A 24,626-nucleotide genomic window follows, 5' to 3' on the forward strand; every position below is an offset into this window, starting at 1 on the left:
ATGATCAACCTTCTCGACATCCGCTATGTGCGCCTGGGGACCCGCGACTCTGGCCAGGCAAACCGCTTCGCTCGCGAAGTGCTTGGACTGGAACAGGTACGCCGGGAAGCAGGCGCCAGCTACTTTCGCAGCGACAGTCGCGACCACACCCTGGTGTACTTCGAAGGCGATCCATCGGACCACACTGTAGGTTTCGAACTTCGCACGACCGATGAACTGGATCACGCAGCAGCCGAGCTCAGCAACAGCGGTGTCGAAGTTCGCGCAGGTACACCATACGAATGCGAGCAGCGTCACGTCAAAGCATTCGTGCATTTCAAGGACCCCACGGGCAACAAGATCGACCTGGTTGTGAATCCGCACCACAGCGGCCGGCGGTACTTCCCATCACGCGACGCAGGTATCACCGGCTTCAGCCACGTGGGACTGTGCACCACGGATGCGGCGCGCGACGAGCGCTTCTGGACGCAAATGCTTGGTGCGCGGGTGAGCGACCGCATCGGGGATGCAGCGCTGCTTCGCATCGATGACGTGCATCACAAGGTGGCGCTGTTTCCTACCACGCGAGCAGGCGTACAGCACGTCAACCACCAGGTCGAAGGCCTCGACGACATCATGCGGTCCTGGTACATGCTGCAGAAGGCCGGCGTGCCGATTGCCTTCGGACCCGGACGGCACCCTACCTCGGGCGCGATGTTCCTGTACTTCAGGGGCCCGGACGACATGATCTTCGAGTACTCATCGGGCGTGCGCCTCATTGGCGCAGAGGAGGAAGCGTCCTACCAGCCCCGCCAGTTTCCGCGGGCCCCGGAGTCGTTCTGCATGTGGGGTTCCGTCCCGGACATTGCCGAGTTTCGACGGCCTCCGGGCGATGGAGCGCAGACATGAAGGCTGCAGAGCATGTCGAGCGCCAGCTTCGCATCGCGGCGCGCTCCCTGGGACGGCGTGGCCTTGCGCATGCGTATGGCCACTGCAGCGTCAGGCTCGATGAACAGCATTTCCTGGTTTGTGCCCCGCGGCCGATGGCCCTGATCGCGCCGGGAGAGTCCGGACAAGTGGTGCGGATCGACGGCCCCCTGCCGGAGGGTGTTCTCGGGGAAGTGCGCCTGCACCAACAGCTCTATCGCCGGCGCCCTCATGTGCAGGCAGTGGCACGCACGATGCCGCCCTCGCTCATGGCGCTCGGGACCGCCCGGCGAACTCCGAAGGCGCGGCACGGCATGGGGGCGTACTTCGGCGCCGGTGCCGCGCTCTGGGATGACCCCCAACTCGTTCGCGATGACGCCCTTGCTGCTGCGGTGATCGATGCGATGGGCGACTCGAACGCCGTCGTGATGCGGGGAAACGGAGTGGTGGTTGCCGCTGACTCGCTGCCCCAGGTGGTTTCACTCACCTGGTTCCTGGAGGACGCCGCGCGCCTGGAACTGGCCGTACTTTCCGCCGGTCTCGAGGCGGAATCCGCGGTGCTGGCCGCCGGGGAGCGTGAGCGTCGTGCCACCGCTTCAGGGGGAATCTTCGAACGCATGTGGGAATACCTCTGCGACGGCGATCCTGAAATTCAATAAATGGAACCATCTCATGATCCTCAACTTCATTGACGGCGAATACCGGGAAGGGCGCGGGGGCCGCGTCTTCGATGACATCAACCCTGCCGACGGCTCGCTCATCGCCAAGGTCAGCGAGGCTTCGCGCGAAGACGTGGACGCTGCCGTGCGCGCCGCGCGCAATGCGCTGGACGGCCCGTGGGGGGCGCTCAAGCTGGCGCAGCGCTGCGACCTGCTGTACGCGGTGGCCGCTGAGATCGATCGGCGCGCCGAAGATTTCATCGCCGCCGAGGTGGCAGACACGGGCAAGCCGCGATCGCTGGCATCGCACCTGGATATTCCACGAGGCGCGGCCAACTTTCGGGTGTTTGCGGACGTGGTGCGGAACGTGCCGACGGAAACATTCACCGGCCATGCACCGGACGGGAAGCCCGCGCTGAACTACGCGCTGAGGCGTCCCAAAGGGGTGGTGGCCGTGATCTGCCCTTGGAATCTGCCGCTGCTGCTCATGACCTGGAAGGTGGGTCCCGCGCTGGCGTGCGGCAACACGGTCGTTGTGAAGCCGTCCGAGGAAACACCTGCCACTGCAGCACTGCTCGGAGAGGTGATGAACAAGGTCGGCGTCCCGAAGGGGGTCTACAACGTCGTCCATGGATTCGGCCCTGACTCGGCCGGTGAATTCCTCACCACCCATGCCGGGGTGAACGCGATCACTTTCACGGGTGAAACCCGGACGGGCGCTGCCATCATCCGAGCATCGGCAGGCGGCATCAAGCCGGTCTCCATGGAGCTTGGCGGCAAGAATCCCGCCGTGGTGTTCGAGGATGCAGATCTTGAGGTGGTGGTCGCCGGCCTGACGCGCTCCGTTTTCGAGAACACCGGACAGGTCTGCCTGGGCACCGAACGTGTCTACGTGCAACGTCCGATCTTCGACGCCGTGGTTCAGCGGCTGGCCGAAGCAGCGCGGCGGCTGAAACCCGGCCGCCCAGACGACGCCACCGCGAACTTCGGACCTCTCATTTCAGCAGAGCACCAGCGCAAGGTCATGGATTACTACGCACTGGCCAGGACAGAGGGTGCAACGGTTGTCTGCGGCGGGGAGGTGCCCGAAATGTCGCGCGAATTGAAAGCGGGTGCCTGGATCGAGCCCACCGTGTGGACCGGCCTTGCGCACGATTCCCGCGTCGCGCGCGAAGAGATCTTCGGGCCCTGCTGTGCGGTGATCCCCTTCGATACCGAAGCGGAGGCGCTTCGCCTGGCGAATGACACGCCCTACGGACTGGCAGCATCGGTATACACCCGCGATATCGATCGCGCGCACCGATTCGCCGGCGCACTCAAGGTCGGCATTGCCTGGGTCAATACCTGGTTCCTGCGGGACCTGCGCACACCGTTTGGCGGCTCGGGAGCATCGGGCATCGGGCGAGAAGGCGGCGTCCACTCCCTGGAGTTCTATACCGAGCTCTCCAACGTGTGCATCAAATTCAATGGAGCGCCTCAATGAACAAACGTGAGATCGAACTGGCGGCCAACATGCTCTGGAATGCGGCCGAAGTGGGCGAGGCCGTTGCGCCGCTTCGCGAGTCGTTCCCTGGCCTGACCGGCGAGGACGCCTATGCCGTCCAGGAATTCAACACCGATCGGCGCCTCGCGGCAGGCGCTCGCCTGGTTGGCCGCAAGATCGGCCTGACAGCCCGATCCGTGCAGCAGCAACTGGGAGTGGACCAACCCGATTACGGCATGCTGTTCGCCGACATGGCCGTCGGCGACGGCGAACCCGTTCGCTGGTCGCGGCTCATGCAACCGAAGGTCGAAGCGGAGGTCGCGCTGGTGATGGAGCAAGACCTTCCGGAGCCCGGGATCACCTCTGCACAACTGTTGCGCGCTGTCGCGTTTGTGCTGCCGGCGATCGAGATCGTGGGGAGTCGCATCGCGGATTGGAACATCCGCTTTGTCGACACGGTGGCGGACAACGCCTCCAGCAGTGCCTTCGTGCTCGGCAACACACCAGTGAGCTTGACAGGGCTTGACCTGCGGCTTGCAGGCATGGTGATGGAGCGCGCGGGCGAGCAGGTGTCTCTGGGGGCAGGCGCGGCATGCCTCAATCACCCTCTGAACGCTGCGCTTTGGCTCGCCAACAAGATGGCTTCGGTGGGCCGCGGCCTCAAGGCGGGTGACGTCGTGTTGACCGGCGCGCTGGGCCCAATGGTGACCGTACGGCCAGGCGATGTGTTCGAGGCGCGCATCGAGGGATTGGGCTCCGTCCGAGCCGTATTCGAGGAGGAACGCAAGTGAACCAGGAACGCATTGCCGCGCTCGCCGAGCGCGTCGACACAGCCGCCCATCGGGCGCAGGCCATCCCGCAGTTCGCGGATACCGAAATGATCGACGAACAAGCGGCCTACGCGATTCAGGCCGCGTCGATCGATCGCCGCGTGCAGCGAGGCGAACGCCGAACTGGCGTGAAGATGGGCTTTACCAGCCGCGCCAAGATGGTTCAGATGGGCGTGCACGACATGATCTGGGGGCGCTTGACGGACGCGATGGCCGAGGCGGACGGGGCTCCTGTGTCCCTGGGCCGCTTTGTGCATGCGCGTGTCGAGCCCGAGCTCGCTTTCCTGCTGGCCAAGCCGCTGCCGGCCAATGCGAGCCTGCCGGAAGCCCTCGAGGCGGTCGCCTGCATTGCGCCGGCACTGGAGATCATCGATTCGCGCTTCGACAACTTCAAGTTCACGTTGGGAGACGTGGTTGCAGACAACGCATCGTCCTCCGGTTACGTCATCGGACCTTGGCGCGATCCGCGCCAGGACTTTTCAAACCTGGGTCTGGTGATGTCGATCGACGGCGTCGCACGCCAGGTCGGCAGTACAGCGGGCATTCTCGGCAATCCACTGAGATCGCTCGTGGCAGCGGCCCGCCTCAGCGCCGCGGCCGGCGAGCCTTTGCAAGCTGGCTGGATCGTGATGGCAGGCGGAGCTACGGCCGCCGAGCCACTCAAGCCTGGCCAGCACATCCTGCTGGAAATGCAGGGGCTGGGCCGCGTCGAGTTCAACACCACCAATTGAGGTTGCCATGCCACTGATCCAGGTCACCATGATCGAAGGCCGCAGCGCGGACACCAAGACAGCGCTCATCCGCGGCCTCACCGATGCCGCGGTGGATGCGACGGCCGCTCCGCGCGAATCCATCCGCGTCATCCTGCAGGAAGTCCCGGGCGCCCATTGGGGCGTTGGAGGCGTTCCCAAATCACCACCCAGCAAGGAGTCCAGCGATGGCTGAACGTAAACTCAAAGCCGCCATCCTGGGCAGCGGGAACATCGGCACGGACTTGATGATCAAGATTCTGCGCCACGGCCGGCACGTCGAGATGGGTGCGATGGTGGGGATCGACGCCACTTCCGATGGTCTCGCCCGCGCAGCGCGAATGGGTGTCGCCACCACGCACGAAGGTGTCGACGGGCTTGCGCGGCTTCCGGTATTCGAAGAAGTCGACATCGTGTTCGATGCCACATCCGCCTCGGCCCATGCCATGCACGACGCATTCCTGCGCAAGCACAAGCCGAACATTCGCTGTGTCGACCTGACGCCGGCCGCCATCGGGCCTTACTGCATTCCCGTCGTGAACGGCACGGAACACCTGGATGCGATAAACGTCAACATGGTGACCTGCGGCGGCCAGGCAACGATCCCGATCGTCGCCGCGGTCAGCAGGGTTGCCAAGGTCCACTATGCGGAGATCGTCGCCTCGATCTCCAGCAAGAGTGCGGGCCCAGGCACGCGCGCCAACATCGACGAGTTCACTGAAACCACGGCCAAGGCCATTGAAGTGGTCGGCGGCGCTCGCAAGGGCAAGGCGATCATCGTCCTCAATCCTGCCGACCCGCCGCTGATCATGCGCGATACGGTCTACACGCTGAGCGAAGCCGCGGACGAGCGCCAGATTGCCGCGAGCGTGGAAGAAACCGTGGCTGCGGTGAATCGCTACGTGCCGGGGTATCGCCTGAAGCAACAAGTGCAGTTCGATCGCGTGGAGAACCTCAAGGTGCCCGGCGTTGGTTGCATCTCCGGCCTGAAGACCACTATTTTTCTCGAGGTCGAGGGTGCCGCCCACTACCTCCCCGCCTATGCGGGCAACCTGGACATCATGACCAGCGCCGCGCTTGCCACGGCGGAGCGCATGGCCGAACGCATCCTGGAAGGGGCGACAGCATGAAGAAGATCTACATCTCGGACGTGACGCTGCGCGACGGCAGCCATGCCGTGCGCCATCAGTACAGCGTCGAGCAGGCGCGCCAGATCGCACAGGCGCTGGACGAGGCCGGCGTGGACTCGATCGAGGTCGCGCACGGTGATGGGCTGCAGGGCGGCAGTTTCAACTACGGCTTCGGCGCCCACACCGATGTCGAGTGGATCGAAGCGGTCGCCAGCGTCGTGAAACGGGCAAAGGTTGCGACCCTGCTGCTGCCAGGCATTGGCACCGTCCATGATCTCAAGGCTGCCTACGATGCTGGCGCCAGAGTTGTGCGTATCGCGACGCACTGCACCGAGGCCGACGTCAGCCGGCAACACATCGAGTGTGCGCGAAAGCTGGGCATGGACACGGTCGGCTTTCTCATGATGAGCCACATGACCGCACCCGCGCAGTTTGCGCAGCAAGCCAAGCTCATGGAAGGCTACGGCGCAACCTGCGTCTATGTTGTCGATTCCGGCGGCGCTTTGAACATGAACGACGTTCGCGACCGCTTCCGTGCACTCAAAGACGTCTTGGACTCTGCAACACTCACCGGAATCCACGCACACCACAACCTGAGCCTCGGCGTGGCCAACTCCATCGTCGCGGTGGAAGAGGGGTGCGACCGCGTGGACGCCAGTCTGGCGGGCATGGGCGCAGGGGCGGGCAATGCCCCGCTCGAAGTGTTCATCGCTGCAGCAAGTCGCATGGGCTGGCTCCATGGCGCCGACCTGTACAAGTTGATGGACGCCGCTGACGACATCGTTCGGCCCCTGCAGGACCGGCCCGTCCGGGTCGACCGTGAGACCCTCGCCCTGGGCTATGCCGGTGTGTATTCGAGTTTCCTGCGCCACGCCGAAGCGGCGGCCCGAAAGTACGGATTGAAAACAGTCGACATCCTCGTGGAACTTGGGCATCGCCGGATGGTGGGCGGTCAGGAGGACATGATTGTTGATGTTGCCCTCGATCTCTTGCGCAAGCGTGGTGAAAGTTCTCCGGTCGCCGAGAGTTCCGCTGCATTCGCTAGTTCGTGAGGCGTGCACTGATGATCTAAGTCGCTTGACGTTGCCATGGGGGCAAGTTTCTCTCTCATATCTCTGGAAACGCAGTCGCGCGAGCGCTTGCCCGGTCGGCAACCCACGAGAACGCTGGTCTGCGGCTCGTCTGCGCGGCGCGTTGATAGGGAAGAGTTGGGTACGTATTCAAGGAGCGAACGACACCGGTCTATTGCAGTGCAGTCCCCTCGATATCTGAACTTATCGTGCGCGTCGCGGAATCTGGTGCGAAGGCGAATTGCAGAAGGTGAGCTTTCCGCAAAGCCGCTTCCGGCCGCTTACGTGGCAGTCGTCTTGCCGGCGATCTTCACACTCTGCTGAGCATTTCTCAGGTTCCCCAGAATGCATCTTCAAGCGCCTGATCACTTGAGAATAGGCGGACCTCGACGATTCGGCCGTTCTCGATGCGCAGGAGATCTACTCCCGCTTGTTCAAGTTCCGCACCACCGCGCTTGGCCTTGAACTCAATGTTGATAGCGACCCAATCGGCGTTCTCCATGAAGTGGTCAGCACGGGAAATGGTGAAAGTTCCGCCCGATACCTCCATCATGCCGCCGAGCATGGCTCCGACGGCGGGCATCCCGCGATGTGTACCGGAAAACCGGTTCTTGCCAGGTTGGTGCCAGACAACATCAGGAGAGATGAGGCTGGCGAGGAGGGCTTGGTCACCCGATTGCGCCGCGCGAATGTAGTTTTTTGCGATATCGATTTGAGACATGGCTTTCTTTCCTTTCGATGTGTCGTTGCCGATGATTGTCGAAGCGTGGGCGAGCCGAGTCACGGTAACTCTCGGAGAAGAAGTAATCATTTTTGGACATGCCTTGGTACTGTCGAACCGCAGATGCACGGCAGACCCGACCGCTTGGACTCATTGATCTCCGCAATGATGTGTATTCGCGAAGTTCTATTGAGCAATGGTTCCCAAGCTCGGATCATTCGCATGTGAAGAGGCCGATCGGCCAGTTGCAGAACTATCAACAGGAGACATCGCATGACAGGACAAGAGCCTAATCCCCACGAACCGCCGTTACGCCGATTCCGCGATCCGAACTACGTTCCGCTGGCCGACTGCCTGGCGCAGGTACGTGAGCGCATCGATGCGATTGACGCGCAAATCGTCGCGCTGCTCGCGCAGCGTGGCCGCTACGTGAAGGATGCAGCTCGCTTCAAGCGCGATAGCTTCCAGGTCTCGGCGCCGCAACGGCAGCAGGAGGTGATCGACAAGGTCAAGCGGCTCGCCGACGAAACGGGTGCTTATCCCGAGGTTGTCGAAGCTTGCTACCGCGCCCTGATCGCGGGCTTCATCGCACGCGAGCAGCGGCACCACCAAGACATGATCGAGATCGATGGGGGGCAACCATGAACGGAGTCCTGTGCTGGTCCGTCACCGCGCTCGCGTTGATGGGCACCCACGCCGCTGCACAGGACTGGCCGCAGCGACCGGTTCGCATCGTCGTTCCCTTCGCCGCCGGCTCGTCACCCGACATCCTCGCACGCATCGTCAACGAGAAGCTCGCGAGTCGAATCGGGCAACCCTTGATCGTGGACAACAAGCCGGGGGCAGGCGGCAACAGCGGCACCGACCTGGTGGCGAAGTCCGCACCCGACGGCTACACCTTCCTGCTGTCAGTCAATGCACCGCTGGTCTACAACACGGTGCTCTTCAAGAACCTGCCTTATGACCCCTTCCGTGACCTTGTGCCGGTCTCGCTCGCGGCGACCACTCCCAACGTCTGCGTCGTGTCGAACGAGATGGGCGTAGATTCGGTCAAGGGCTGGCTGGCTGCCATGCAGCGCAATCCTGGCAAGTACAACTTCGCGTCCACGGGCAGCGGCTCGATCTCGCATCTGGGCGTTGAGTTGATCAAGCTCAAGACGAAGTCCTTTGCAGTGCACATCCCCTACGCATCATCGGGCCAGGCGACCACCGCGGTCATTCAGGGTGACGTCCACTACGCCTGCTTGCCGCCGGTGGCCGTGATGCCGCAAGCCAAGGCCGGACGCCTCAAGGCGCTGGCAGTGACTTCGGCCGAGCGCTCGGCGCTGCTGCCCGAACTGCCGACACTGCGCGAATCGGGCGTGCCAGACATCCAGGCCGTGCCATGGTTCGCCTACATGGCGCCCAAGGCCACGCCGCCCGCGCTGGTTCAGCGCATGAGCAGCGAGATCGCCGCCGTGCTCAAGGATCCCGACACGAAGCGCCGTTTGCAGACCGCATACTTCGACGCCGTGGGCAGTTCGCCGCAGGAACTTGCGGCCTTCATGAATGAAGAACTCCGCCGCTGGAAGCCGGTGATCGAACACGCAGGCCTAAAACCCGACAACTGAACTATCTGCGCAATTCCTCAGCGATGCTGATCTCCAGCAAATGTAAGCCTCTCGCTCTCAATGTAGCTTTGAACTCTGAGCCCTGTTTGCCGACGCTGGGCATCGCGCGCGAGCAACTCGGCCGGAGACATGCGATGCGACGGATCACGCACGATCACGGTACGAGCCTTGGCATCGATGTCCTCCCATCGGATGTGGCAGATCTCGTCCTGGCGCATCGCGGTGGCGACGGCGAACCGCATGATTCGGCCCAAGGGGATGATCTGCCGTGAATTGCTGGTGAAGTAGTCGGCAAGCGCCTGCAGTTCGTCCAGGGTAGGGCGGCGGTCCCGTTCCCGCCCTTTGCCGACCAGGCCCAGGCGCTTGAGCGCGATGCGGGCCAGATCGATGGGCTCGACCTGAACGCGAACCCCGTGGACGGCCGCCGCGTGAGAAACTACCAGCTTGATGTAGCCGATGTCCATGCTGATGGTGACGGGACCGGCGCCTTCCTTGGCGCGGTCCTTGCCGAACTGGATGAGCCGCTCGCGCGTGAGGTCCTACAGCTTCAGCTTGCCCAGCTTCGTCTTGAGCGCATCGAGGGTGAAGGCCTTGGAGCGCCGGGGCGCCCGCAGCACCTCCTTCATGTCGGTGGCATGCAGATCGACCAGGTCGTCAAGTGTGGTCGGGTCCTTGGTCTTTGAACGGCTGGCGGGCTCGCCCAGATCGATGCGGCGCTCGGTCGCGAGAGCCCATTCCTGGGCTTCCTTGTGCCGCCGAAAGGTCTCGCTCGCGTAGACACCCTTGCGGCGGACTTGCGCGCGCCAGTTGCCGGACGGAAGCTGCTTGAAGGTGGGCATTTCGTGTGCGCTATGTGTGCACCGACAGGGCGAAATGGGGCGTATTCGGGCGTTCTGGAGTGCACACGAGCGTGCACACGAAGGGGTTCTAAGTGTATGAATGATATCGCTAAGTCGTTGAATTTAAAAGAGAAAATCATCTCCGTCGCTCCGATGATGGATTGGACGGACCGCCATTGCCGTTACTTCCATCGCCTGATGTCGCGCCATGCGCTGCTCTATACGGAGATGGTCACGACCGGCGCGCTGGTGCATGGCGACGTCCCCCGGCACCTGCGCTTCAACGTGGAAGAACATCCCGTGGCCTTGCAGCTGGGCGGCAGCGAGCCGGCCGACCTGGCGCATTGCGCCAGGCTCGGCGAGGAGTGGGGCTACGACGAGATCAACCTCAACTGCGGCTGTCCCAGCGAGCGCGTGCAGCGCGGCGCCTTCGGCGCCTGCCTGATGGCCGAGCCGGCGCTGGTGGCCGATTGCGTGAAGGCCATGGTCGACGCCACCCGCCTGCCGGTCACGGTCAAGCACCGCATCGGCATCGACAAGATCGAGAGCTACGAGTTCGTGCGCGACTTTGTCGGTGCGGTGAGCGAGGCCGGCTGCAAGACCTTCATCGTGCACGCGCGCAATGCCTGGTTGCAGGGCCTGAGCCCGAAGCAGAACCGCGAGATTCCGCCGCTGCGCTACGAACTCGTGCACCGCTTGAAGCACGAGTTCCCGGAGCTGAATTTCTCGATCAATGGCGCAATCTCGGCCAACGCGCAGGTGCATGAGCATCTGCGGCTGCTCGACGGCGTGATGGTTGGCCGCGAGGCGTACCACAACCCCTGGTGGCTGGCCGAGTGGGACGCCGAGTTCTACGGCGCCGCGCCGCAGCCGCTGACGCGCGAGGACGTGGAATCGCTGATGTGCGACTACATGGTTCGCGAGGCGGCCGAACACGGCACGCAATGGTCGTCGATCGCGCGGCACATGCTGGGCTTGCGCAACGGCCTGCCCGGCGCGCGGCGCTGGCGCCAGGTCTGGAGCGACCATCGGCTCAAGACGCGCCCGCCGCACGAGGTGATGGCGCTGGCGCACGAACCCGTGGCGCTGGCCGCCTGAGACCTGGGCCGCAGTGCCTAGGCTGCCATCAGGGTGGCCTCGGGCACGTCCTTGATGGTGGTGCGGCGCAGCTCGCGGCGCTCGCCGATGTCGTAGCGCCGGCCGCGGTGCAAGGTGCTGCGGTTGTCCCACATCACGAGGTCGCCCACCTGCCATTCGTGCGTGTGGACGAACTCGCGCCGGGTTGCATGCTCGAGCAGGTCGGAAAGGAACATGCGTCCCTCGGCCACCGGCCAGCCGATGATCTCGCGCGCGTGCACGCCCACGAACAGCAGCTTGCGTCCCGAGCCCGGATGCGTCTGCGCCAGGGGCCACACGGCCGGCGGAATGGCTTTCTTCTGGTCGTCGGTATAGGCCTCGTCGCCCAGCAGGATGCGGGTGTGCAGCGCATAGTGCTCGGCGCGCAGGCCCTCGATGTCCGCCCGGGTCCGTTCGGGCAGCGCGTCGTAGGCGGCGCGAAGGTCGGTGAACTCGGTGTTGCCGCCCCAGCTCGGCAGCACCAGCGCATGCAGCATCGAATAGGCGGCACGCGGGTTCTGGAAGGAACTGTCGCTGTGCCAGAGCTGGTTGGCAAAGTTCGACAGGTTCTTGGGCGAATCGCGGCGCGCCACCTTGCCTTCCGCATCGACGTTGGAGATGTCGATCAGCCGTTCGTCCTCGAGCCGCTCGGGGCGCCTGAAGACCTTCTTCAGGCCCAGGTCGAGCGGGCCGAACGACTTGGCGAAGTCGATCTGCTGGCGGCCCGTGAGCGGCTGTCCGCGCCACACCAGCACGGCATATTGGTTCATGGCCGCATTGATCTGCTTCACCTCGGAAGGCGAGAGCGGTTGCGCGATGTCGATGCCGCGTGCCTCGGCAGCGAAGAACGGGTGCAGGGGAGTGAGTTCGAGGGACATGAGCGGTCTTGCCAATGAGGATGGGAGTAGCGATGCCTATTCGGCCTGGATGCCGGCTGCGGCAATCACGCGCGACCAGCGTTTCATCTCGTTCTGGACGAACGCGTTGAATTGCGCGGGCGTGGACGCCCCGACTTCGGGGCCGCAAACCCGAACAGCGCCAGGCCGCTTCCCGCCAGCAGGAGCAGGCGCCGGTCCTGTGATGGGAGAAGGGGCTTCACCCCGCGTGCGTACGGCCTCGTTCTTTTATGAAAATGGAACATTGTTCCGAAACAATGATTCCCGAGTGCTGGTGCGTCAATCGTTTTTTGCTGAAGAATGAACGAACATCAAAAGAATAAGGGTTTGGATACATGAATGACGCGATTGGCGGCAAAGAGGAAGTCAGCGCGCTTGCCAGGGGGTTGGCCTTGCTCAAGGTCATCGGAATGGCAGCCGCACCCATCAGCAATCGCGACCTCGCCGAAACCACCGGCATCCCCAAGGCCACCGTGTCCCGCCTCACGGCCACGCTGGTGGCCGCGGGCTACTTGAAGCAGTCGCAGGACAGCGACCGCTTCAGCCTCGGGCCGGCGCTGCTCGACATGAGCAGCCGCTACCTTCGCCATTTCGATTTGCGGACGGTGGCCCGGCCGCATCTTGCGGAACTGTCCGAATTTGCCGGCGCCAGTGTCCATATGGGCGTTCGCGACGAGCTCGACATGCTCATCATCGATTCGCTGCGCCCCCGCTCCGCACTGATCAGTTCGCGCATCGAGGTCGGCTCGCGCATGACCATTGCCACCTCGGCCGCGGGCCGCGCCTATCTCGGCGCGCTGCCCGCTGCCGAGCGGGCCGAAGTGCTGGAGCAGATCCGCCTGGAAAGCGGCGAGAACTGGTCCTCGATCGAACCGCGCCTGATGGCCGGGCTCGACGAATACGCACGACTGGGCTATTGCAGCTCGTTCGGCGAATGGCATCCGCACATCCACGCCCTTGGCTTCGCGCTCAAAGGCCCGCGCGGCGAGCGCTACGGCGTGAGCTGCGGCGGCCCCGCCTACCTGCTGCCCAAGGACGTGATGCTCGGCCGCGTGGCCCCAAGGCTGCTGGAAACAGCCCAGCGAATCTCCCAGGAAACTGGAACCGTCAGCACCGACTGACCCGCGGCGCCGACCCGAATCTGTTCGTGAAACACCGAGGATCCGGCTTCGCCGGTCCTCCGGCGTTGCCCTCGGAAGGGGGTGGCGCGCGCGACACGAAGTGCGCGAAGACTGGGGGAGAGCCTAATTAGCGGCTTCAAGGCCGTTCTTGAAGTGCTCGCGCATCCGTGCCATCGCGGCCGCGGCATCCTGGGCTTCGATGGCCGCCATCACCGACCGGTGCTCGGCCAGCGACTCCGCAATGCGACCCGCCTTCAGCAGCGAGTTGTGCCGGTTGAGCTTCATCACCTTGCGCAGGTCGGCCACCATCTGGTCGCGCCATTTGTTGTTCGCAATGGCCAGGAGGCGCATGTGAAAGCGCTCGTTGACCGCGAAGAAATGCTCGCGGTCTTCCTTGCCGGGGGCGCCTGCCGCTTCCAGCTCGGCGTGCAGCGCCTTCAGCTCGGCGCGTTGTGCATCGCTGGCGCGCTCGGCCACCACGCCGGCCGCATCGCTTTCCAGCAGCGAGAGCAGGTGGTAGACGTCCGCCAGGTCCTGCTCGGACACCTCGGTGACGTAGGCACCGCGCCGCACCTTCATCGTCACCAGGCCTTCGGCCGCCAGCACCTTCAGGGCTTCGCGCAGCGGCGTGCGGCTGATGCCGTATTCCTCGGCCAGCTTGAGTTCGTCGATCCAGCTGCCCGGCTCGAGCTCCCGGCGGAAGATCCGCTGGCGCAGCAGCTCGGCCACCTCTTCATAGAGGGCGCGGGGGGTAAGGGTGACGGCGGACATGGGGCGGACTGTACCGCAAAAACGAGTTTGAATTAATAATTACAGGATCGGTTAGACTCTCGGCCGGCTTGCAAATCCTTGCAGGCGAATTTGCGACTACCCTGCAAGACACTGCGAAACAGCCCCTCATGAGCAGCACACCCGAACCCACCTTCAAGCCTGCCAACCTCGACGACTGGGCCAAGGCCGCCGCCAAGTCGGCGCCGGGTGGCGACCTGGGCGCGCTCGACTGGCTCACGCCGGACGGCATCACTGTGAAGCCGCTCTACACCGCCGCCGACCTGCAGGGGCTCAAGTACACCGATACGCTGCCCGGCTTCGAGCCCTACCTGCGCGGCCCGCAGGCCACGATGTACGCGGTGCGTCCCTGGACCATCCGCCAGTACGCGGGCTTCTCGACCGCGGAAGAGTCGAATGCGTTCTACCGCAAGGCGCTGGCCGCCGGCGGGCAGGGCGTGAGCGTGGCCTTCGACCTTGCCACCCACCGCGGCTATGACAGCGACCATCCGCGCGTGACGGGCGACGTCGGCAAGGCCGGCGTGGCCATCGATTCGGTCGAGGACATGAAGATCCTGTTCGACCAGATCCCGCTCGACAAGGTGAGCGTGTCCATGACCATGAACGGCGCCGTGCTGCCGGTGCTGGCGGGCTACGTGGTCGCGGCCGAAGAGCAGGGCGTGAGCCAGGACCAATTGAGCGGAACCATCCAGAACGACATCCTCAAGGAGTTCATGGTCCGCAACACCTACATCTTCCCGCCCGGGCCGAGCATGCGGATCATCGGCGACATCATCGAGTACACGGCGCAGAAGATGCCCAAGTTCAACTCGATCTCGATCAGCGGCTACCACATGCAGGAAGCCGGCGCCAACCAGGCGCTCGAGCTGGCCTTCACGCTGGCCGACGGCAAGGAGTACGTGAAGACCGCGCTGGCCAAGGGCCTGGACGTCGACGGCTTCGCCGGGCGCCTCTCCTTCTTCTGGGCCATCGGCATGAACTTCTATCTCGAAGTGGCCAAGATGCGTGCCGCGCGCCTGCTGTGGTGCCGCATCATGAAGGAGTTCAACCCGAAGAACCCCAAGAGCCTGATGCTGCGCACGCACTGCCAGACCTCGGGCTGGTCGCTCACCGAGCAGGACCCGTACAACAACATCGTGCGCACCACCATCGAGGCGATGGCCGCGGTGTTCGGCGGCACGCAGAGCCTGCACACCAATGCGCTCGACGAAGCCATTGCCCTGCCCACCGAGTTCAGCTCGCGCATCGCGCGCAACACGCAGCTCATCATCCAGGAAGAGACGCACATCACGAACGTGGTCGACCCCTGGGCCGGCAGCTACATGATGGAGAAGCTCACGCAGGACATGGCCGATGCGGCCTGGGCCATCATCGAAGAGGTCGAGGCGATGGGCGGCATGACCAGGGCGGTCGACAGCGGCTGGGCCAAGCTCAAGATCGAGGCGGCCGCCGCCGAAAAGCAGGCGCGCATCGACTCGGGCAAGGACGTGATCGTCGGCGTCAACAAGTACAAGCTCAAGACCGAAGACGCGATCGACAGCCTCTCCATCGACAACGTGATGGTGCGCGAGCAGCAGGTGGCGCGGCTGCAAAAGATCCGCGCCTCGCGCGACGCCGCCAAGGTGCAGGCCGCGCTCGACGCGCTCACCGACGCCGCCGAGAACAACACCGGCAACCTGCTCGCACTCAGCATCGATGCGGTGCGCCAGCGCGCCACGGTGGGCGAGATTTCGGACGCGCTCGAAAAATCATTCGGCCGCCATCGGGCCGACACGCAAAAGGTGACCGGTGTGTACGCTGCTGCCTATGACTCGGCCGAAGGCTGGGAAACGCTCAAGACCGAAATCAACGCCTTCGCCGAGGAACAGGGCCGCCGCCCGCGCGTGATGATCTCCAAGCTGGGCCAGGACGGGCACGACCGCGGCGCCAAGGTGGTGGCCACGGCCTTCGCCGACCTGGGCTTCGACGTGGACATGGGGCCGCTGTTCCAGACGCCCGAAGAGTGCGCGCGCCAGGCCATCGAGAACGATGTGCACGCGGTGGGGGTGAGCACCCTCGCAGCCGGCCACAAGACCCTGGTGCCCGCCATCATCAATGAGCTGAAGAAGCAGGGCGCGGACGACATCATCGTGTTCGTCGGCGGCGTGATCCCGCGGCAGGACTACGACTTTCTCTACGAGGCCGGCGTCAAGGGCATCTACGGTCCGGGCACGCCCATCCCGGCCAGCGCCAAGGACGTGCTGGAGCAGATTCGCGCGGCGGTTTCGGCCTGAGAAGCAGAGCGTGGGCGATCTCTTGTCGCGGCTGTCGCTGCAGCCGGTTGAATCCAGCGATTTCGAGGCCATGCTGGCCCTGCGCGTCGATGCGATGCGCCCCAGCCTGGAGCGCGTGGGGCGCTTCGACCCGGCGCGCTCGCGCGAGCGGCTGCAGGCCGGATTCGTCGTGCCCTTCATGCACCACATCGTGCTCGACGGCGAGCTGCGCATCGGCTTCGTCACGCTCAAGCCCGAGGACGCGGATGCGCTGCGGCTGGACCACCTCTATCTGCGCACCGGCTTCCAGGGCCTGGGCATCGGCGAGTGGGTGCTCGAGTGGGCCAAGTCGCAGGCGCGCGAACAGCAGGTGGACATCAAGCTCACCGCGCTCGTGCAGAGCGATGCCAACCGCTTCTACCTGCGGCACGGCTTCGTGCTCGAGGGCGAAGAGGGCGTCGACCTGCACTACCGCTGGCGCGTGACGTCCCCGGGGGACGCGTGCTGAACCCGGCTTCCGCCGCCCTGGAACGCGCGATCGCCGAATCGGACGGCATGGCGCAGCGCCGGGCGATCGCCAAGGCCATCACGCTGCTCGAATCGACCCGCGCCGACCATCGCGCGCAGGCCGACGAACTGCTCACCGCGCTGCTGCCGCGCACCGGCAATTCGTTTCGCCTCGGTATCTCGGGCGTACCGGGCGTCGGCAAGTCGACCTTCATCGAAACACTGGGCCTGCTGCTGATCGACAAGGGGCACCGCGTCGCGGTGCTCACCATCGACCCGTCCTCCACCGTTTCGGGCGGCTCCATCCTGGGCGACAAGACGCGCATGGAGCGGCTCTCGGTGCACGAGCGCGCCTACATCCGTCCGAGTCCGTCGAGCGGCACGCTCGGCGGCGTGGCCGAGAAGACACGCGAGGCCATGCTGGTGTGCGAGGCCGCCGGCTACGACATCGTGATCGTCGAGACCGTGGGCGTGGGCCAGAGCGAGACCGCCGTCGCCGGCATGACCGACATGTTCGTGCTGATGCAGCTGCCCAATGCGGGCGACGACCTGCAGGCGATCAAGAAGGGCGTGATGGAGCTGGCCGACCTGGTCGTCATCAACAAGGCCGACATCGACAAGGACGCCGCGACGCGTGCGCAGGCACAGATCACCTCTGCCCTGCGCCTCTTCGGCCACCAGGGCAACCCGGAGCACGCGCACGCGGTGCACGACGCGCACAGCGGCGCGGAGGTGCGCTTCTGGCTGCCCAGGGTGCTGCAGCTCAGCGCGCTCGCGGGCACGGGCGTCGATGCCTTCTGGGATGCCGTCATGCAATTCAGGCAACTGCAGACCGCCAACGGCAAGCTCGCCAGGCGCCGCGAAAAACAGGCCACCGCCTGGATGTGGGAACGCATCGACGCCGGCCTCAAGCAGGCCTTCAGGCAGCACGCGCAGGTGCGCGAACTGCTGCCGCAGCTCACCCAGCAGGTGGCGGAGGGCTCGCTGCCCGCATCGACGGCGGCGCGCCAGCTGCTTGCGGCGGCCGCCATCACCGCCAGACCATGACAACACACGAAATTCAGGACCACAGCTTCGGAAGCACACCATGCAAGAACTGATCGAACAACTCGAAAAGAAGCGCGCGCAGGCGCGCATGGGCGGCGGGCAGAAGCGCATCGACGCGCAGCACGCCAAGGGCAAGCTCACGGCGCGCGAGCGCATCGAGCTGCTGCTGGACGACGGCACTTTTGAAGAATGGGACATGTTCGTCGAGCACCGCTCGGTCGATTTCGGCATGGCCGAGCAGAAGATTCTCGGCGACGGCGTGGTCACCGGCTACGGGATGATCAACGGCCGCCTGGTGTTCGTGTTCAGCCAGGACTTCACGGTGTTCGGCGGCGCGCTCAGCGAAGCGCATGCCGAAAAGATCTGCAAGGTGATGGACCAGGCCATGAAGGTCGGCGCACCCGTCATCGGTCTCAACGATTCGGGCGGCGCGCGCATCCAGGAAGGCGTGGCCTCGCTCGGCGGCTATGCCGACGTGTTCCAGCGCAACGTGATGGCTTCCGGCGTGGTGCCGCAGATCAGCATGATCATGGGCCCGTGCGCGGGCGGTGCGGTGTACTCGCCGGCCATGACCGACTTCATCTTCATGGTGAAGGACTCGAGCTACATGTTCGTCACCGGCCCCGAGGTGGTGAAGACCGTGACGCACGAGAGCGTCACGGCCGAGGAGCTCGGCGGCGCCGTCACCCACACCACGCGCAGCGGCGTGGCCGACATGGCGTTCGAGAACGACGTCGAGGCGCTGATGATGCTGCGCCGCCTGTACAACTACCTGCCGCTCAACAACCGCGAGAAGCCGCCGGTGCGCCTGGGCAACAACGGCCAGGGCGACCCGGCCGACCGGCCCGACTACTCGCTCGACACGCTGGTGCCCGACAACCCGAACAAGCCCTACGACATCAAGGAGCTGATCCTCAAGGTGGTGGACGACGGCGACTTCTTCGAGCTGCAGCCCGACTACGCGAAGAACATCGTGATCGGCTTCGCGCGCATGGAAGGCCAGACCATCGGCATCGTGGCCAACCAGCCGCTGGTGCTCGCGGGCTGCCTGGACATCAAGAGCAGCATCAAGGCCGCGCGCTTCGTGCGCTTCTGCGATGCCTTCAACATTCCCGTGGTCACCTTCGTCGACGTTCCCGGCTTCATGCCCGGCACGGGGCAGGAGTACGGCGGCATCATCAAGCACGGCGCCAAGCTGCTCTATGCGTATGCGGAGTGCACGGTGCCCAAGATCACCGTCATCACGCGCAAGGCCTATGGCGGCGCGTACGACGTGATGGCCTCCAAGCACCTGCGCGGCGACGTCAACCTGGCCTGGCCGCGCGCCGAGATCGCGGTGATGGGCGCCAAGGGCGCGGTGGAAATCATCTTCCGCGAGGACAAGAACGACCCCGAGAAACTCGCGGCCCGCGAGGCCGAGTACAAGGCGCGTTTCGCCAACCCGTACGTGGCGGGCGCCCGCGGCTACATCGACGACGTGATCCTGCCGCACGAAACGCGCAAGCGCATCTGCCGCTCGCTGGTGATGCTGCGCGAGAAGAAGCTCGAGAACCCGTGGCGCAAGCACGGAAACATCCCACTGTGAGCGGCACGGAGAAGAAGAACATGTTCAAGAAGATCCTGATCGCCAACCGCGGCGAAATCGCCTGCCGCGTCATCCAGACGGCCAAGAAGATGGGCATCCTCACCGTCGCCGTCTACTCGGAAGCCGACAAGGAAGCCCGCCACGTCGAGCTGGCCGACGAGGCCGTGCACATCGGCGCCGCCCCGAGCCGCGAGAGCTACCTGCAGGCCGACCGCATCATCGAAGCCTGCAAGAAAACCGGCGCCGAGGCCGTGCATCCGGGCTACGGCTTCCTGTCGGAGAACGAAGCCTTCGCGCGCAAGGTCGAGGAAGAGGGCATTGCCTTCATCGGGCCGAAGCACTATTCGATCGCGGCCATGGGCGACAAGATCGCCTCCAAGAAGCTTGCGAACGAGGCCCAGGTGAACACCATCCCGGGCTGGAACGACGCCATCGAGACGGCCGAGCGCGCCGTCGAGATCGCCAAGGACATCGGCTACCCCGTGATGATCAAGGCCTCGGCCGGCGGTGGCGGCAAGGGCCTGCGCGTGGCCTACAGCGACAAGGAAGCCTTCGAGGGCTTCACCTCGTGCCGAAACGAGGCGCTGAGCAGTTTCGGCGACGACCGTGTGTTCATCGAGAAGTTCGTCGAGGAGCCGCGCCACATCGAGATCCAGGTGCTGGGCGATTCGCACGGCAACGTCATCTACCTGAACGAGCGCGAGTGCTCGATCCAGCGCCGGCATCAAAAGGTGATCGAGGAGGCGCCTTCGCCCTTCATCAGCGATGCCACGCGCCGTGCGATGGGCGAGCAGGCGGTGCAGCTGGCCAAGGCCGTGAAGTACCAGAGCGCGGGCACGGTGGAGTTCGTGGTCGGCAAGGACCAGAGCTTCTACTTTCTCGAGATGAACACGCGGCTGCAGGTGGAACACCCGGTGACCGAATGCATCACGGGGCTCGACCTGGTCGAACTGATGATCCGCGTGGCGGCCGGCGAAGAGCTGCCGCTCACGCAGGCCGAGGTCAAGCGCAACGGCTGGGCCATCGAATGCCGCATCAATGCCGAGGACCCGTTCCGCAGCTTCCTGCCTTCGACCGGCCGCCTGGTGAGGTTCCAGCCGCCGGCCGAGACCATGTTCGCGAGCGACACCGAGCACCTGAACGGCGTGCGGGTGGACACCGGCGTGTACGACGGCGGCGAGATTCCGATGTACTACGACTCGATGATCGCCAAGCTCATCGTCCACGGCAAGGATCGGCAGCACGCGATTGCACGCATGCGCGAGGCGCTCAACGGCTTCGTGATCCGCGGCATCAGCAGCAACATCCCGTTCCAGGCCGCGCTGCTCGCGCATCCGAAGTTCGTGGCGGGTGATTTCAACACCGGCTTCATCGCCGAACACTACGGCAACGGCTTTCATGCGGAAGACGTGCCGCACGCCGATCCTTCGTTCCTGATCGCGCTCGCGGCGTATGTGCACCGCCGCTACCGCGCGCGGGCCTCGGGCATCAGCGGGCAGCTCGAAGGCCATGGCGTGAAGGTGGGCGAGCAGTTCGTGGTGGTGGAGCTGGGTCCGGAGGGCAAGCACGTGCATCACCCTGTTTCGGTCACCGACTTCCATGGCAAGACCGGCGCCAGCGCCGTCGCCGTGGGCGGCAAAAACTACAAGATCGACAGCGGCTTTGCGCTCGGTGCCATTCGCGTGCAGGGCACGGTCAACGACCGGCCCTTCACCGCGCAGGTCGAGCGCGGGGCCGGCAAGAACCCGCTGGCGCTGCGCGTGTCGCACGACGGCACGCAGGTCGAGGCGATGGTACTGTCGCCCCAAGGCGCGCGCCTGCTCGGGCTGATGCCCTACAAGGCGCCGCCGGACCTGAGCAAGTTCCTGATGTCGCCGATGCCGGGCCTCTTGGTCGAGGTGTCGGTGCAGCCGGGCCAGCAGGTTCGCGCCGGCGAGAAACTGGCCGTGATCGAGGCCATGAAGATGGAAAACGTATTGTTCGCCACGCAGGACGGCGTGGTCGGCAAGATCTCGGCAGGCAAGGGCGAATCGCTCGCGGTCGATCAAATCATTCTGGAGTTCAACTGATGGGTGCCAACGATTTACAACAGACGGTCACGCTGCACCGGCCCACCAAGGCCGCGGCGCCGCAAGGCCCGTGGACGGTCGAAGCGATACAGGCGCTGCTCGACAAGCCGCTGATGGACCTGCTGTTCGAGGCGCAGACGGTGCACCGCCAGCACTTTCCCGAAGGCGACATCGAGCTGGCGACGCTGCTCTCGGTCAAGACCGGCGGCTGCCCGGAGAACTGCGGCTACTGCCCGCAGTCGGCCGAGTTCGACACCGGCGTGAAGGCGCAGAAACTCATGGAGGTCGACGAGGTGGTGCGCGCCGCGCAGGCCGCCAAGGACGCCGGTGCCACGCGCTTCTGCATGGGCGCCGCATGGCGCGCGCCGAAGGACCGCGACGTCGAGAAGGTGGCGGTGCTGGTCGAGGCCGTGAAAGGCCTGGGCCTGCAGACCTGCGCCACGCTCGGCATGCTGGAGCCGCACCACGCGCACCAGCTCAAGGCCGCAGGCCTGGACTACTACAACCACAACCTCGACACCGCGCCCGAGTACTACACCGACGTCGTCGACACGCGCACCTACCAGGACCGGCTCGACACGCTGGCCCATGTGCGCAGCGCCGGCATCAGCGTGTGCTGCGGCGGCATCGTGGGCATGGGCGAGCAGCCGGTGCACCGCGCGGGGCTGATCGCGCAGCTGGCCAACCTCGACCCCTATCCGGAGTCGGTGCCGATCAACAGCCTGGTGCGCGTGCCGGGCACGCCGCTGGCCGATTCGGAGCCGGTCGATCCCTTCGACTTCGTACGCATGATCGCCGTCGCGCGCATCACGATGCCGACGGCGCGCGTGCGGCTCTCGGCGGGGCGCCAGCAGATGGGTGATGCCGTTCAGGCGCTGTGCTTCATGGCCGGCGCGAACTCGATCTTCTATGGCGACAAGCTGCTCGTCACCGGCAATCCCGACGTCGAAGCCGACACGGTGCTGCTGCGCAAGCTCGGCCTCAATGCGCGGCAGGTGCAGGAGCAGCCGGAAGGTTGCGCCGCATGACTACCGCCGCCGCACGCCCCTTCAAGGTGCTGGGCATCCAGCAGATCGCCATCGGCGGCCCCGACAAGCTGCGGCTGCAGAAGCTCTGGGTCGACATGCTGGGGCTCGAGGTCACGGGCACCTTCAAGAGCGAGCGCGAGAACGTCGACGAGGACATCTGTTCGATGGGCAGCGGGCCGTTCAAGGTCGAGGTCGACCTGATGCAGCCGCTCGACCCCGAGAAGAAGCCGGCCGTGCACGCCACGCCGCTCAACCACGTGGGCCTGTGGATCGATGACCTGCCCAGGGCCGTCGAGTGGCTCGCCGCGCAGGGCGTGCGCTTTGCGCCCGGCGGCATCCGCAAGGGCGCGGCGGGTTTCGACATCTGCTTCCTGCACCCGAAGGCGAACGACGAGTTTCCGATCGCCGGCGAGGGCGTGCTGATCGAGATGGTGCAGGCGCCGCCGGAGGTGGTGAGCGCCTTCAGCGCGCTGGCGCGCCAGCCCTGAGGTTTCGGCGCGCCGGTTCGCTCCGGTGCAGGAAGACGGCGAAGGTGTCCCAGGGCAGCTCGGCGCCCGCTGCCGCCAGCAGGCGTCCGGCTTCGCCGCGGTGATAACTGCTGTGCGTCAGCACATGCAGCAGCATCTCTTCACGCGACATGCAGCCCGTGTCTCCATCAGTGAAGACGAAGGACAGGGTCTCGGCCAGTGCTTCGGGCGAGACGGCGTCGATGTAGCGTTCGTACCAGGCCAGGCATGTGTCGTTGCGATCGCGCAGCTCGTGCAGCGCGAGCGTGCCGGTGGCGCTGACCGAAGCAAGGCCGTGCGGCTCGCCGTCCAGATGGGCGGCGAAGACGCGGTCCACCAGGTGATTGTGGTGAACGAGGTGCAGCGATGCGTCCCTGGTGGCGCCATGCGCTTGCGCGTCCAGGCCTTCCAGGCAGGCCAGAAGCTCGTTGTCTGCCCAGCGCCGGTAGGCGAAGAGCCGCTGGAGAAGCGAGCGAGACGGCATGCAGTGGAACCTCCTGATGCTGCGATTAAAATGCGAGTAATCTGCTCGCATTGTCGCTTCGCCCCCTGCACCATGTCTACTCGCATTGCCAGACCCACGGCCGCCATGCGCAAAGCGCCGCGCCAGGCGCGCTCGAAGGCCACGGTGGATGCCATCGTCGAGGCGGCTGCTCGCATTCTTGCAACCGGCGGCGCGGCCGGCTTCTCGACCAATCAAGTGGCACAAGCCGCGGGCGTGGGCATCGGCTCGCTCTACCAATACTTTCCCGACAAGCACGCCATCGTCGAGGCCATCCGAAGGCATCATCTCGACGAAGTGCTGGCGGCCCTCCGCGCCGCCAGCGCATGCCGGGGTGCGCCCAGGGCGTGCGCCGAGACGCTGGTCGATGGCCTGGTCGCGGTGCACGCGGGCAAGCCGGGCCTGCATCGCGCGCTGCTGGAGCTTGCGCCTGCGCACACGGGTGAGGCGCAGGCGGCAGACGGCTTCGAGCAGGCGTACGCCGATGCCTATGTGGAAGTCGTGAAGGCGCTGCGAGGGCGGCAGCCCACAACGCGTGCGCAGGCCATGGCGCTGGTGCTGTCGGGCGCCGTGGAGGGCGCGATTCACGCAGCGGCTCGCGCCGGGCTGGTCGCTTCACCCGCGTTTCGCCGGCAGCTCGTCGATCTGGTCATGGCCTACCTGGTGCACGAACGGCAACCGTCTACGCGTTGAGCACCTTCTTGATCGGCGGCTTCACGTCCGATCGCTGAGGCGGCAGCATCGGCTGGTGCTCGCGCGCCGGGTTCAGGATGATCGAGGTGGCCGTCTCGGTGAGGATGCAGAACTTGGTGACCACCGCATCGAGGTGGCTCACGTCGATGACCGCGATCTCCAGGATCCAGCTGTCGTCGCCTGTCACGTTGTAGGCATTGACGCATTCGGGCGTCTGCTGCACCAGTTCCACCACGCGCGCATAGTCGGCGCGGCCCACGCGGATGATCGCGCGGATGCCGTAGCCGAGCTTGCCGAGGTTCACGGTCGCGCGGTAGCCACTGATCACGCCCGCGGCCTCGAGCTTCTTCACGCGCTCCGTCACGGCCGGCTGGCTCAGGTGCACGCGCCGGCCGAGTTCGGCCATGGTGAGCCGCGCATCGGCCTGCAGTTCGGCCAGGATGCGGGTGTCGTGGGCATCCAGCGCGGGGTTCAAGGTGAAGTCCATGCAACTCCTTCAAATCGACGGTACGGAACGC

28 protein-coding genes are annotated in these 24,626 nt (G+C 65.1%); 21 read left to right on the forward strand and 7 right to left on the reverse strand.

Annotated features, from left to right (window positions below; genetic code table 11):
- From VAPA_RS11215 to dmpG, 8 genes are read left to right on the forward strand one after another with little or no spacing between them, the layout of a single operon-like run.
- Positions 1-888 carry a VOC family protein gene (locus tag VAPA_RS11215; RefSeq protein ID WP_021006893.1) on the forward strand — a complete coding sequence of 296 codons (888 nt, stop codon included), beginning with the start codon at positions 1-3 and terminating at the stop codon, positions 886-888.
- A complete protein-coding gene (locus VAPA_RS11220) occupies positions 885-1,565 on the forward strand; it encodes a class II aldolase/adducin family protein (protein WP_021006894.1) in 681 nt (226 codons plus the stop codon). Before VAPA_RS11215 ends, VAPA_RS11220 begins: the two co-directional genes overlap by 4 nt.
- Before the next feature lie 13 nt (positions 1,566-1,578).
- Positions 1,579-3,048: a 2-hydroxymuconic semialdehyde dehydrogenase gene (locus tag VAPA_RS11225; RefSeq protein WP_021006895.1), complete on the forward strand. Its 1,470-nt coding sequence runs from the start codon at positions 1,579-1,581 to the stop codon at positions 3,046-3,048.
- Positions 3,045-3,839, forward strand: a complete 795-nt coding sequence (gene mhpD / locus VAPA_RS11230; RefSeq protein WP_021006896.1) for a 2-keto-4-pentenoate hydratase — start codon at positions 3,045-3,047, stop codon at positions 3,837-3,839. Before VAPA_RS11225 ends, mhpD begins: the two co-directional genes overlap by 4 nt.
- Positions 3,836-4,609, forward strand: a complete 774-nt coding sequence (locus VAPA_RS11235; protein WP_021006897.1) for a 2-keto-4-pentenoate hydratase — start codon at positions 3,836-3,838, stop codon at positions 4,607-4,609. Before mhpD ends, VAPA_RS11235 begins: the two co-directional genes overlap by 4 nt.
- A 7-nt stretch (positions 4,610-4,616) precedes the next feature.
- Positions 4,617-4,823 (forward strand): 2-hydroxymuconate tautomerase, encoded by a 207-nt coding sequence (locus tag VAPA_RS11240; RefSeq protein ID WP_021006898.1) that lies wholly within the window; start codon positions 4,617-4,619, stop codon positions 4,821-4,823.
- Positions 4,816-5,757 (forward strand): acetaldehyde dehydrogenase (acetylating), encoded by a 942-nt coding sequence (locus tag VAPA_RS11245; protein ID WP_021006899.1) that lies wholly within the window; start codon positions 4,816-4,818, stop codon positions 5,755-5,757. The genes VAPA_RS11240 and VAPA_RS11245 overlap by 8 nt, the downstream gene beginning before the upstream one ends.
- Positions 5,754-6,809: a 4-hydroxy-2-oxovalerate aldolase gene (gene dmpG, locus VAPA_RS11250; protein ID WP_021006900.1), complete on the forward strand. Its 1,056-nt coding sequence runs from the start codon at positions 5,754-5,756 to the stop codon at positions 6,807-6,809. The genes VAPA_RS11245 and dmpG overlap by 4 nt, the downstream gene beginning before the upstream one ends.
- 349 nt (positions 6,810-7,158) lie before the next feature.
- Here dmpG and VAPA_RS11255 read toward each other — a convergent pair whose 3' ends face one another.
- The gene (locus tag VAPA_RS11255; protein ID WP_021006901.1) at positions 7,159-7,548 is read right to left on the reverse strand and encodes a nuclear transport factor 2 family protein; all 390 of its coding nucleotides are present in this window, start codon (positions 7,546-7,548) and stop codon (positions 7,159-7,161) included.
- A gap of 273 nt (positions 7,549-7,821) precedes the next feature.
- On the opposite strand from VAPA_RS11255, the gene VAPA_RS11260 reads away from it, so the two are divergent.
- Both VAPA_RS11260 and VAPA_RS11265 read left to right on the forward strand, forming a co-directional pair.
- Positions 7,822-8,193, forward strand: coding sequence for a chorismate mutase (locus tag VAPA_RS11260; RefSeq protein ID WP_021006902.1), 372 nt, complete (start codon positions 7,822-7,824; stop codon positions 8,191-8,193).
- The gene (locus VAPA_RS11265) at positions 8,190-9,158 is read left to right on the forward strand and encodes a Bug family tripartite tricarboxylate transporter substrate binding protein (RefSeq protein ID WP_021006903.1); all 969 of its coding nucleotides are present in this window, start codon (positions 8,190-8,192) and stop codon (positions 9,156-9,158) included. Before VAPA_RS11260 ends, VAPA_RS11265 begins: the two co-directional genes overlap by 4 nt.
- 17 nt (positions 9,159-9,175) lie before the next feature.
- On the opposite strand, the gene VAPA_RS35145 is transcribed toward VAPA_RS11265, so the two are convergent.
- Together VAPA_RS35145 and VAPA_RS35150 are read right to left on the reverse strand one after the other, a co-directional pair.
- Positions 9,176-9,622 carry a tyrosine-type recombinase/integrase gene (locus VAPA_RS35145; protein ID WP_051255321.1) on the reverse strand — a complete coding sequence of 149 codons (447 nt, stop codon included), beginning with the start codon at positions 9,620-9,622 and terminating at the stop codon, positions 9,176-9,178.
- Positions 9,623-9,697: 75 nt separating this feature from the next.
- Positions 9,698-9,997: a hypothetical protein gene (locus VAPA_RS35150; protein ID WP_051255322.1), complete on the reverse strand. Its 300-nt coding sequence runs from the start codon at positions 9,995-9,997 to the stop codon at positions 9,698-9,700.
- 96 nt (positions 9,998-10,093) lie between these two features.
- Here VAPA_RS35150 and dusA point away from each other — a divergent pair, with 96 nt between their 5' ends.
- Positions 10,094-11,095 carry a tRNA dihydrouridine(20/20a) synthase DusA gene (gene dusA, locus VAPA_RS11275; protein ID WP_021006904.1) on the forward strand — a complete coding sequence of 334 codons (1,002 nt, stop codon included), beginning with the start codon at positions 10,094-10,096 and terminating at the stop codon, positions 11,093-11,095.
- 17 nt (positions 11,096-11,112) lie between these two features.
- Here dusA and VAPA_RS11280 read toward each other — a convergent pair whose 3' ends face one another.
- Positions 11,113-11,991, reverse strand: coding sequence for a TauD/TfdA dioxygenase family protein (locus tag VAPA_RS11280; protein ID WP_021006905.1), 879 nt, complete (start codon positions 11,989-11,991; stop codon positions 11,113-11,115).
- Between VAPA_RS11280 and VAPA_RS34460 the strand changes: the two genes are divergently transcribed.
- Both VAPA_RS34460 and VAPA_RS11285 read left to right on the forward strand, forming a co-directional pair.
- Complete coding sequence (locus VAPA_RS34460; RefSeq protein WP_155248069.1) at positions 11,990-12,313, forward strand: hypothetical protein; 324 nt, start codon at positions 11,990-11,992, stop codon at positions 12,311-12,313. The two genes, VAPA_RS11280 and VAPA_RS34460, sit on opposite strands and share 2 nt — an antisense overlap.
- A gap of 31 nt (positions 12,314-12,344) precedes the next feature.
- A complete protein-coding gene (locus VAPA_RS11285; RefSeq protein WP_021006906.1) occupies positions 12,345-13,130 on the forward strand; it encodes an IclR family transcriptional regulator in 786 nt (261 codons plus the stop codon).
- Positions 13,131-13,253: 123 nt separating this feature from the next.
- Here VAPA_RS11285 and VAPA_RS11290 read toward each other — a convergent pair whose 3' ends face one another.
- Positions 13,254-13,901, reverse strand: a complete 648-nt coding sequence (locus VAPA_RS11290) for a GntR family transcriptional regulator (protein WP_021006907.1) — start codon at positions 13,899-13,901, stop codon at positions 13,254-13,256.
- A gap of 128 nt (positions 13,902-14,029) precedes the next feature.
- Here VAPA_RS11290 and scpA point away from each other — a divergent pair, with 128 nt between their 5' ends.
- Genes scpA through VAPA_RS11325 form a run of 7 tightly spaced genes read left to right on the forward strand, consistent with a single transcriptional unit; the run spans position 14,030 to position 22,895 of the window.
- Positions 14,030-16,192 (forward strand): methylmalonyl-CoA mutase, encoded by a 2,163-nt coding sequence (gene scpA / locus VAPA_RS11295; RefSeq protein WP_021006908.1) that lies wholly within the window; start codon positions 14,030-14,032, stop codon positions 16,190-16,192.
- Between the two features lie 10 nt (positions 16,193-16,202).
- Positions 16,203-16,679, forward strand: a complete 477-nt coding sequence (locus VAPA_RS11300) for a GNAT family N-acetyltransferase (protein ID WP_021006909.1) — start codon at positions 16,203-16,205, stop codon at positions 16,677-16,679.
- Positions 16,673-17,725 (forward strand): methylmalonyl Co-A mutase-associated GTPase MeaB, encoded by a 1,053-nt coding sequence (gene meaB, locus VAPA_RS11305; RefSeq protein ID WP_021006910.1) that lies wholly within the window; start codon positions 16,673-16,675, stop codon positions 17,723-17,725. The genes VAPA_RS11300 and meaB overlap by 7 nt, the downstream gene beginning before the upstream one ends.
- A gap of 40 nt (positions 17,726-17,765) precedes the next feature.
- Entirely contained in the window at positions 17,766-19,310 is a 1,545-nt protein-coding gene (locus VAPA_RS11310; RefSeq protein ID WP_021006911.1) for an acyl-CoA carboxylase subunit beta, read from the forward strand.
- Between the two features lie 20 nt (positions 19,311-19,330).
- Positions 19,331-21,379, forward strand: coding sequence for an acetyl-CoA carboxylase biotin carboxylase subunit (locus tag VAPA_RS11315; RefSeq protein ID WP_041946419.1), 2,049 nt, complete (start codon positions 19,331-19,333; stop codon positions 21,377-21,379).
- Positions 21,379-22,407: a biotin synthase BioB gene (bioB, locus tag VAPA_RS11320; RefSeq protein ID WP_021006913.1), complete on the forward strand. Its 1,029-nt coding sequence runs from the start codon at positions 21,379-21,381 to the stop codon at positions 22,405-22,407. Before VAPA_RS11315 ends, bioB begins: the two co-directional genes overlap by 1 nt.
- On the forward strand, positions 22,404-22,895 hold the full coding sequence (locus VAPA_RS11325) for a VOC family protein (RefSeq protein WP_021006914.1): 492 nt from the start codon (positions 22,404-22,406) through the stop codon (positions 22,893-22,895). Before bioB ends, VAPA_RS11325 begins: the two co-directional genes overlap by 4 nt.
- Here the strand turns inward: VAPA_RS11325 and VAPA_RS11330 are convergent.
- Positions 22,870-23,397 (reverse strand): DinB family protein, encoded by a 528-nt coding sequence (locus tag VAPA_RS11330; RefSeq protein WP_021006915.1) that lies wholly within the window; start codon positions 23,395-23,397, stop codon positions 22,870-22,872. The genes VAPA_RS11325 and VAPA_RS11330 overlap by 26 nt on opposite strands.
- A gap of 72 nt (positions 23,398-23,469) precedes the next feature.
- Here VAPA_RS11330 and VAPA_RS11335 point away from each other — a divergent pair, with 72 nt between their 5' ends.
- Positions 23,470-24,108, forward strand: coding sequence for a TetR/AcrR family transcriptional regulator (locus VAPA_RS11335; RefSeq protein WP_021006916.1), 639 nt, complete (start codon positions 23,470-23,472; stop codon positions 24,106-24,108).
- On the opposite strand, the gene VAPA_RS11340 is transcribed toward VAPA_RS11335, so the two are convergent.
- Positions 24,098-24,595: an Lrp/AsnC family transcriptional regulator gene (locus VAPA_RS11340; RefSeq protein ID WP_021006917.1), complete on the reverse strand. Its 498-nt coding sequence runs from the start codon at positions 24,593-24,595 to the stop codon at positions 24,098-24,100. The genes VAPA_RS11335 and VAPA_RS11340 overlap by 11 nt on opposite strands.
- Positions 24,596-24,626 lie beyond the last annotated feature (31 nt).

The sequence above is a fragment of the Variovorax paradoxus B4 genome (genome assembly GCF_000463015.1).
Taxonomy (GTDB): Bacteria; Pseudomonadota; Gammaproteobacteria; order Burkholderiales; family Burkholderiaceae_C; genus Variovorax; species Variovorax paradoxus_E.

Excerpts from the sequence above, each read along its gene's own strand:
- VAPA_RS11215 (WP_021006893.1), top strand. The coding sequence starts at position 1 with ATGATCAACCTTCTCGACATCCGCTATGTGCGCCTGGGGACCCGCGAC.
- VAPA_RS11220 (WP_021006894.1), top strand. The coding sequence starts at position 885 with ATGAAGGCTGCAGAGCATGTCGAGCGCCAGCTTCGCATCGCGGCGCGC.
- VAPA_RS11225 (WP_021006895.1), top strand. The coding sequence starts at position 1,579 with ATGATCCTCAACTTCATTGACGGCGAATACCGGGAAGGGCGCGGGGGC.
- mhpD (WP_021006896.1), top strand. The coding sequence starts at position 3,045 with ATGAACAAACGTGAGATCGAACTGGCGGCCAACATGCTCTGGAATGCG.
- VAPA_RS11240 (WP_021006898.1), top strand. The coding sequence starts at position 4,617 with ATGCCACTGATCCAGGTCACCATGATCGAAGGCCGCAGCGCGGACACC.
- VAPA_RS11245 (WP_021006899.1), top strand. The coding sequence starts at position 4,816 with ATGGCTGAACGTAAACTCAAAGCCGCCATCCTGGGCAGCGGGAACATC.
- dmpG (WP_021006900.1), top strand. The coding sequence starts at position 5,754 with ATGAAGAAGATCTACATCTCGGACGTGACGCTGCGCGACGGCAGCCAT.
- VAPA_RS11255 (WP_021006901.1), bottom strand. The coding sequence starts at position 7,548 with ATGTCTCAAATCGATATCGCAAAAAACTACATTCGCGCGGCGCAATCG.
- VAPA_RS11260 (WP_021006902.1), top strand. The coding sequence starts at position 7,822 with ATGACAGGACAAGAGCCTAATCCCCACGAACCGCCGTTACGCCGATTC.
- VAPA_RS11265 (WP_021006903.1), top strand. The coding sequence starts at position 8,190 with ATGAACGGAGTCCTGTGCTGGTCCGTCACCGCGCTCGCGTTGATGGGC.
- VAPA_RS35145 (WP_051255321.1), bottom strand. The coding sequence starts at position 9,622 with ATGGACATCGGCTACATCAAGCTGGTAGTTTCTCACGCGGCGGCCGTC.
- VAPA_RS35150 (WP_051255322.1), bottom strand. The coding sequence starts at position 9,997 with ATGCCCACCTTCAAGCAGCTTCCGTCCGGCAACTGGCGCGCGCAAGTC.
- dusA (WP_021006904.1), top strand. The coding sequence starts at position 10,094 with ATGAATGATATCGCTAAGTCGTTGAATTTAAAAGAGAAAATCATCTCC.
- VAPA_RS34460 (WP_155248069.1), top strand. The coding sequence starts at position 11,990 with ATGAGCGGTCTTGCCAATGAGGATGGGAGTAGCGATGCCTATTCGGCC.
- VAPA_RS11280 (WP_021006905.1), bottom strand. The coding sequence starts at position 11,991 with ATGTCCCTCGAACTCACTCCCCTGCACCCGTTCTTCGCTGCCGAGGCA.
- VAPA_RS11285 (WP_021006906.1), top strand. The coding sequence starts at position 12,345 with ATGAATGACGCGATTGGCGGCAAAGAGGAAGTCAGCGCGCTTGCCAGG.
- VAPA_RS11290 (WP_021006907.1), bottom strand. The coding sequence starts at position 13,901 with ATGTCCGCCGTCACCCTTACCCCCCGCGCCCTCTATGAAGAGGTGGCC.
- scpA (WP_021006908.1), top strand. The coding sequence starts at position 14,030 with ATGAGCAGCACACCCGAACCCACCTTCAAGCCTGCCAACCTCGACGAC.
- VAPA_RS11310 (WP_021006911.1), top strand. The coding sequence starts at position 17,766 with ATGCAAGAACTGATCGAACAACTCGAAAAGAAGCGCGCGCAGGCGCGC.
- VAPA_RS11315 (WP_041946419.1), top strand. The coding sequence starts at position 19,331 with ATGTTCAAGAAGATCCTGATCGCCAACCGCGGCGAAATCGCCTGCCGC.
- bioB (WP_021006913.1), top strand. The coding sequence starts at position 21,379 with ATGGGTGCCAACGATTTACAACAGACGGTCACGCTGCACCGGCCCACC.
- VAPA_RS11325 (WP_021006914.1), top strand. The coding sequence starts at position 22,404 with ATGACTACCGCCGCCGCACGCCCCTTCAAGGTGCTGGGCATCCAGCAG.
- VAPA_RS11330 (WP_021006915.1), bottom strand. The coding sequence starts at position 23,397 with ATGCCGTCTCGCTCGCTTCTCCAGCGGCTCTTCGCCTACCGGCGCTGG.
- VAPA_RS11335 (WP_021006916.1), top strand. The coding sequence starts at position 23,470 with ATGTCTACTCGCATTGCCAGACCCACGGCCGCCATGCGCAAAGCGCCG.
- VAPA_RS11340 (WP_021006917.1), bottom strand. The coding sequence starts at position 24,595 with ATGGACTTCACCTTGAACCCCGCGCTGGATGCCCACGACACCCGCATC.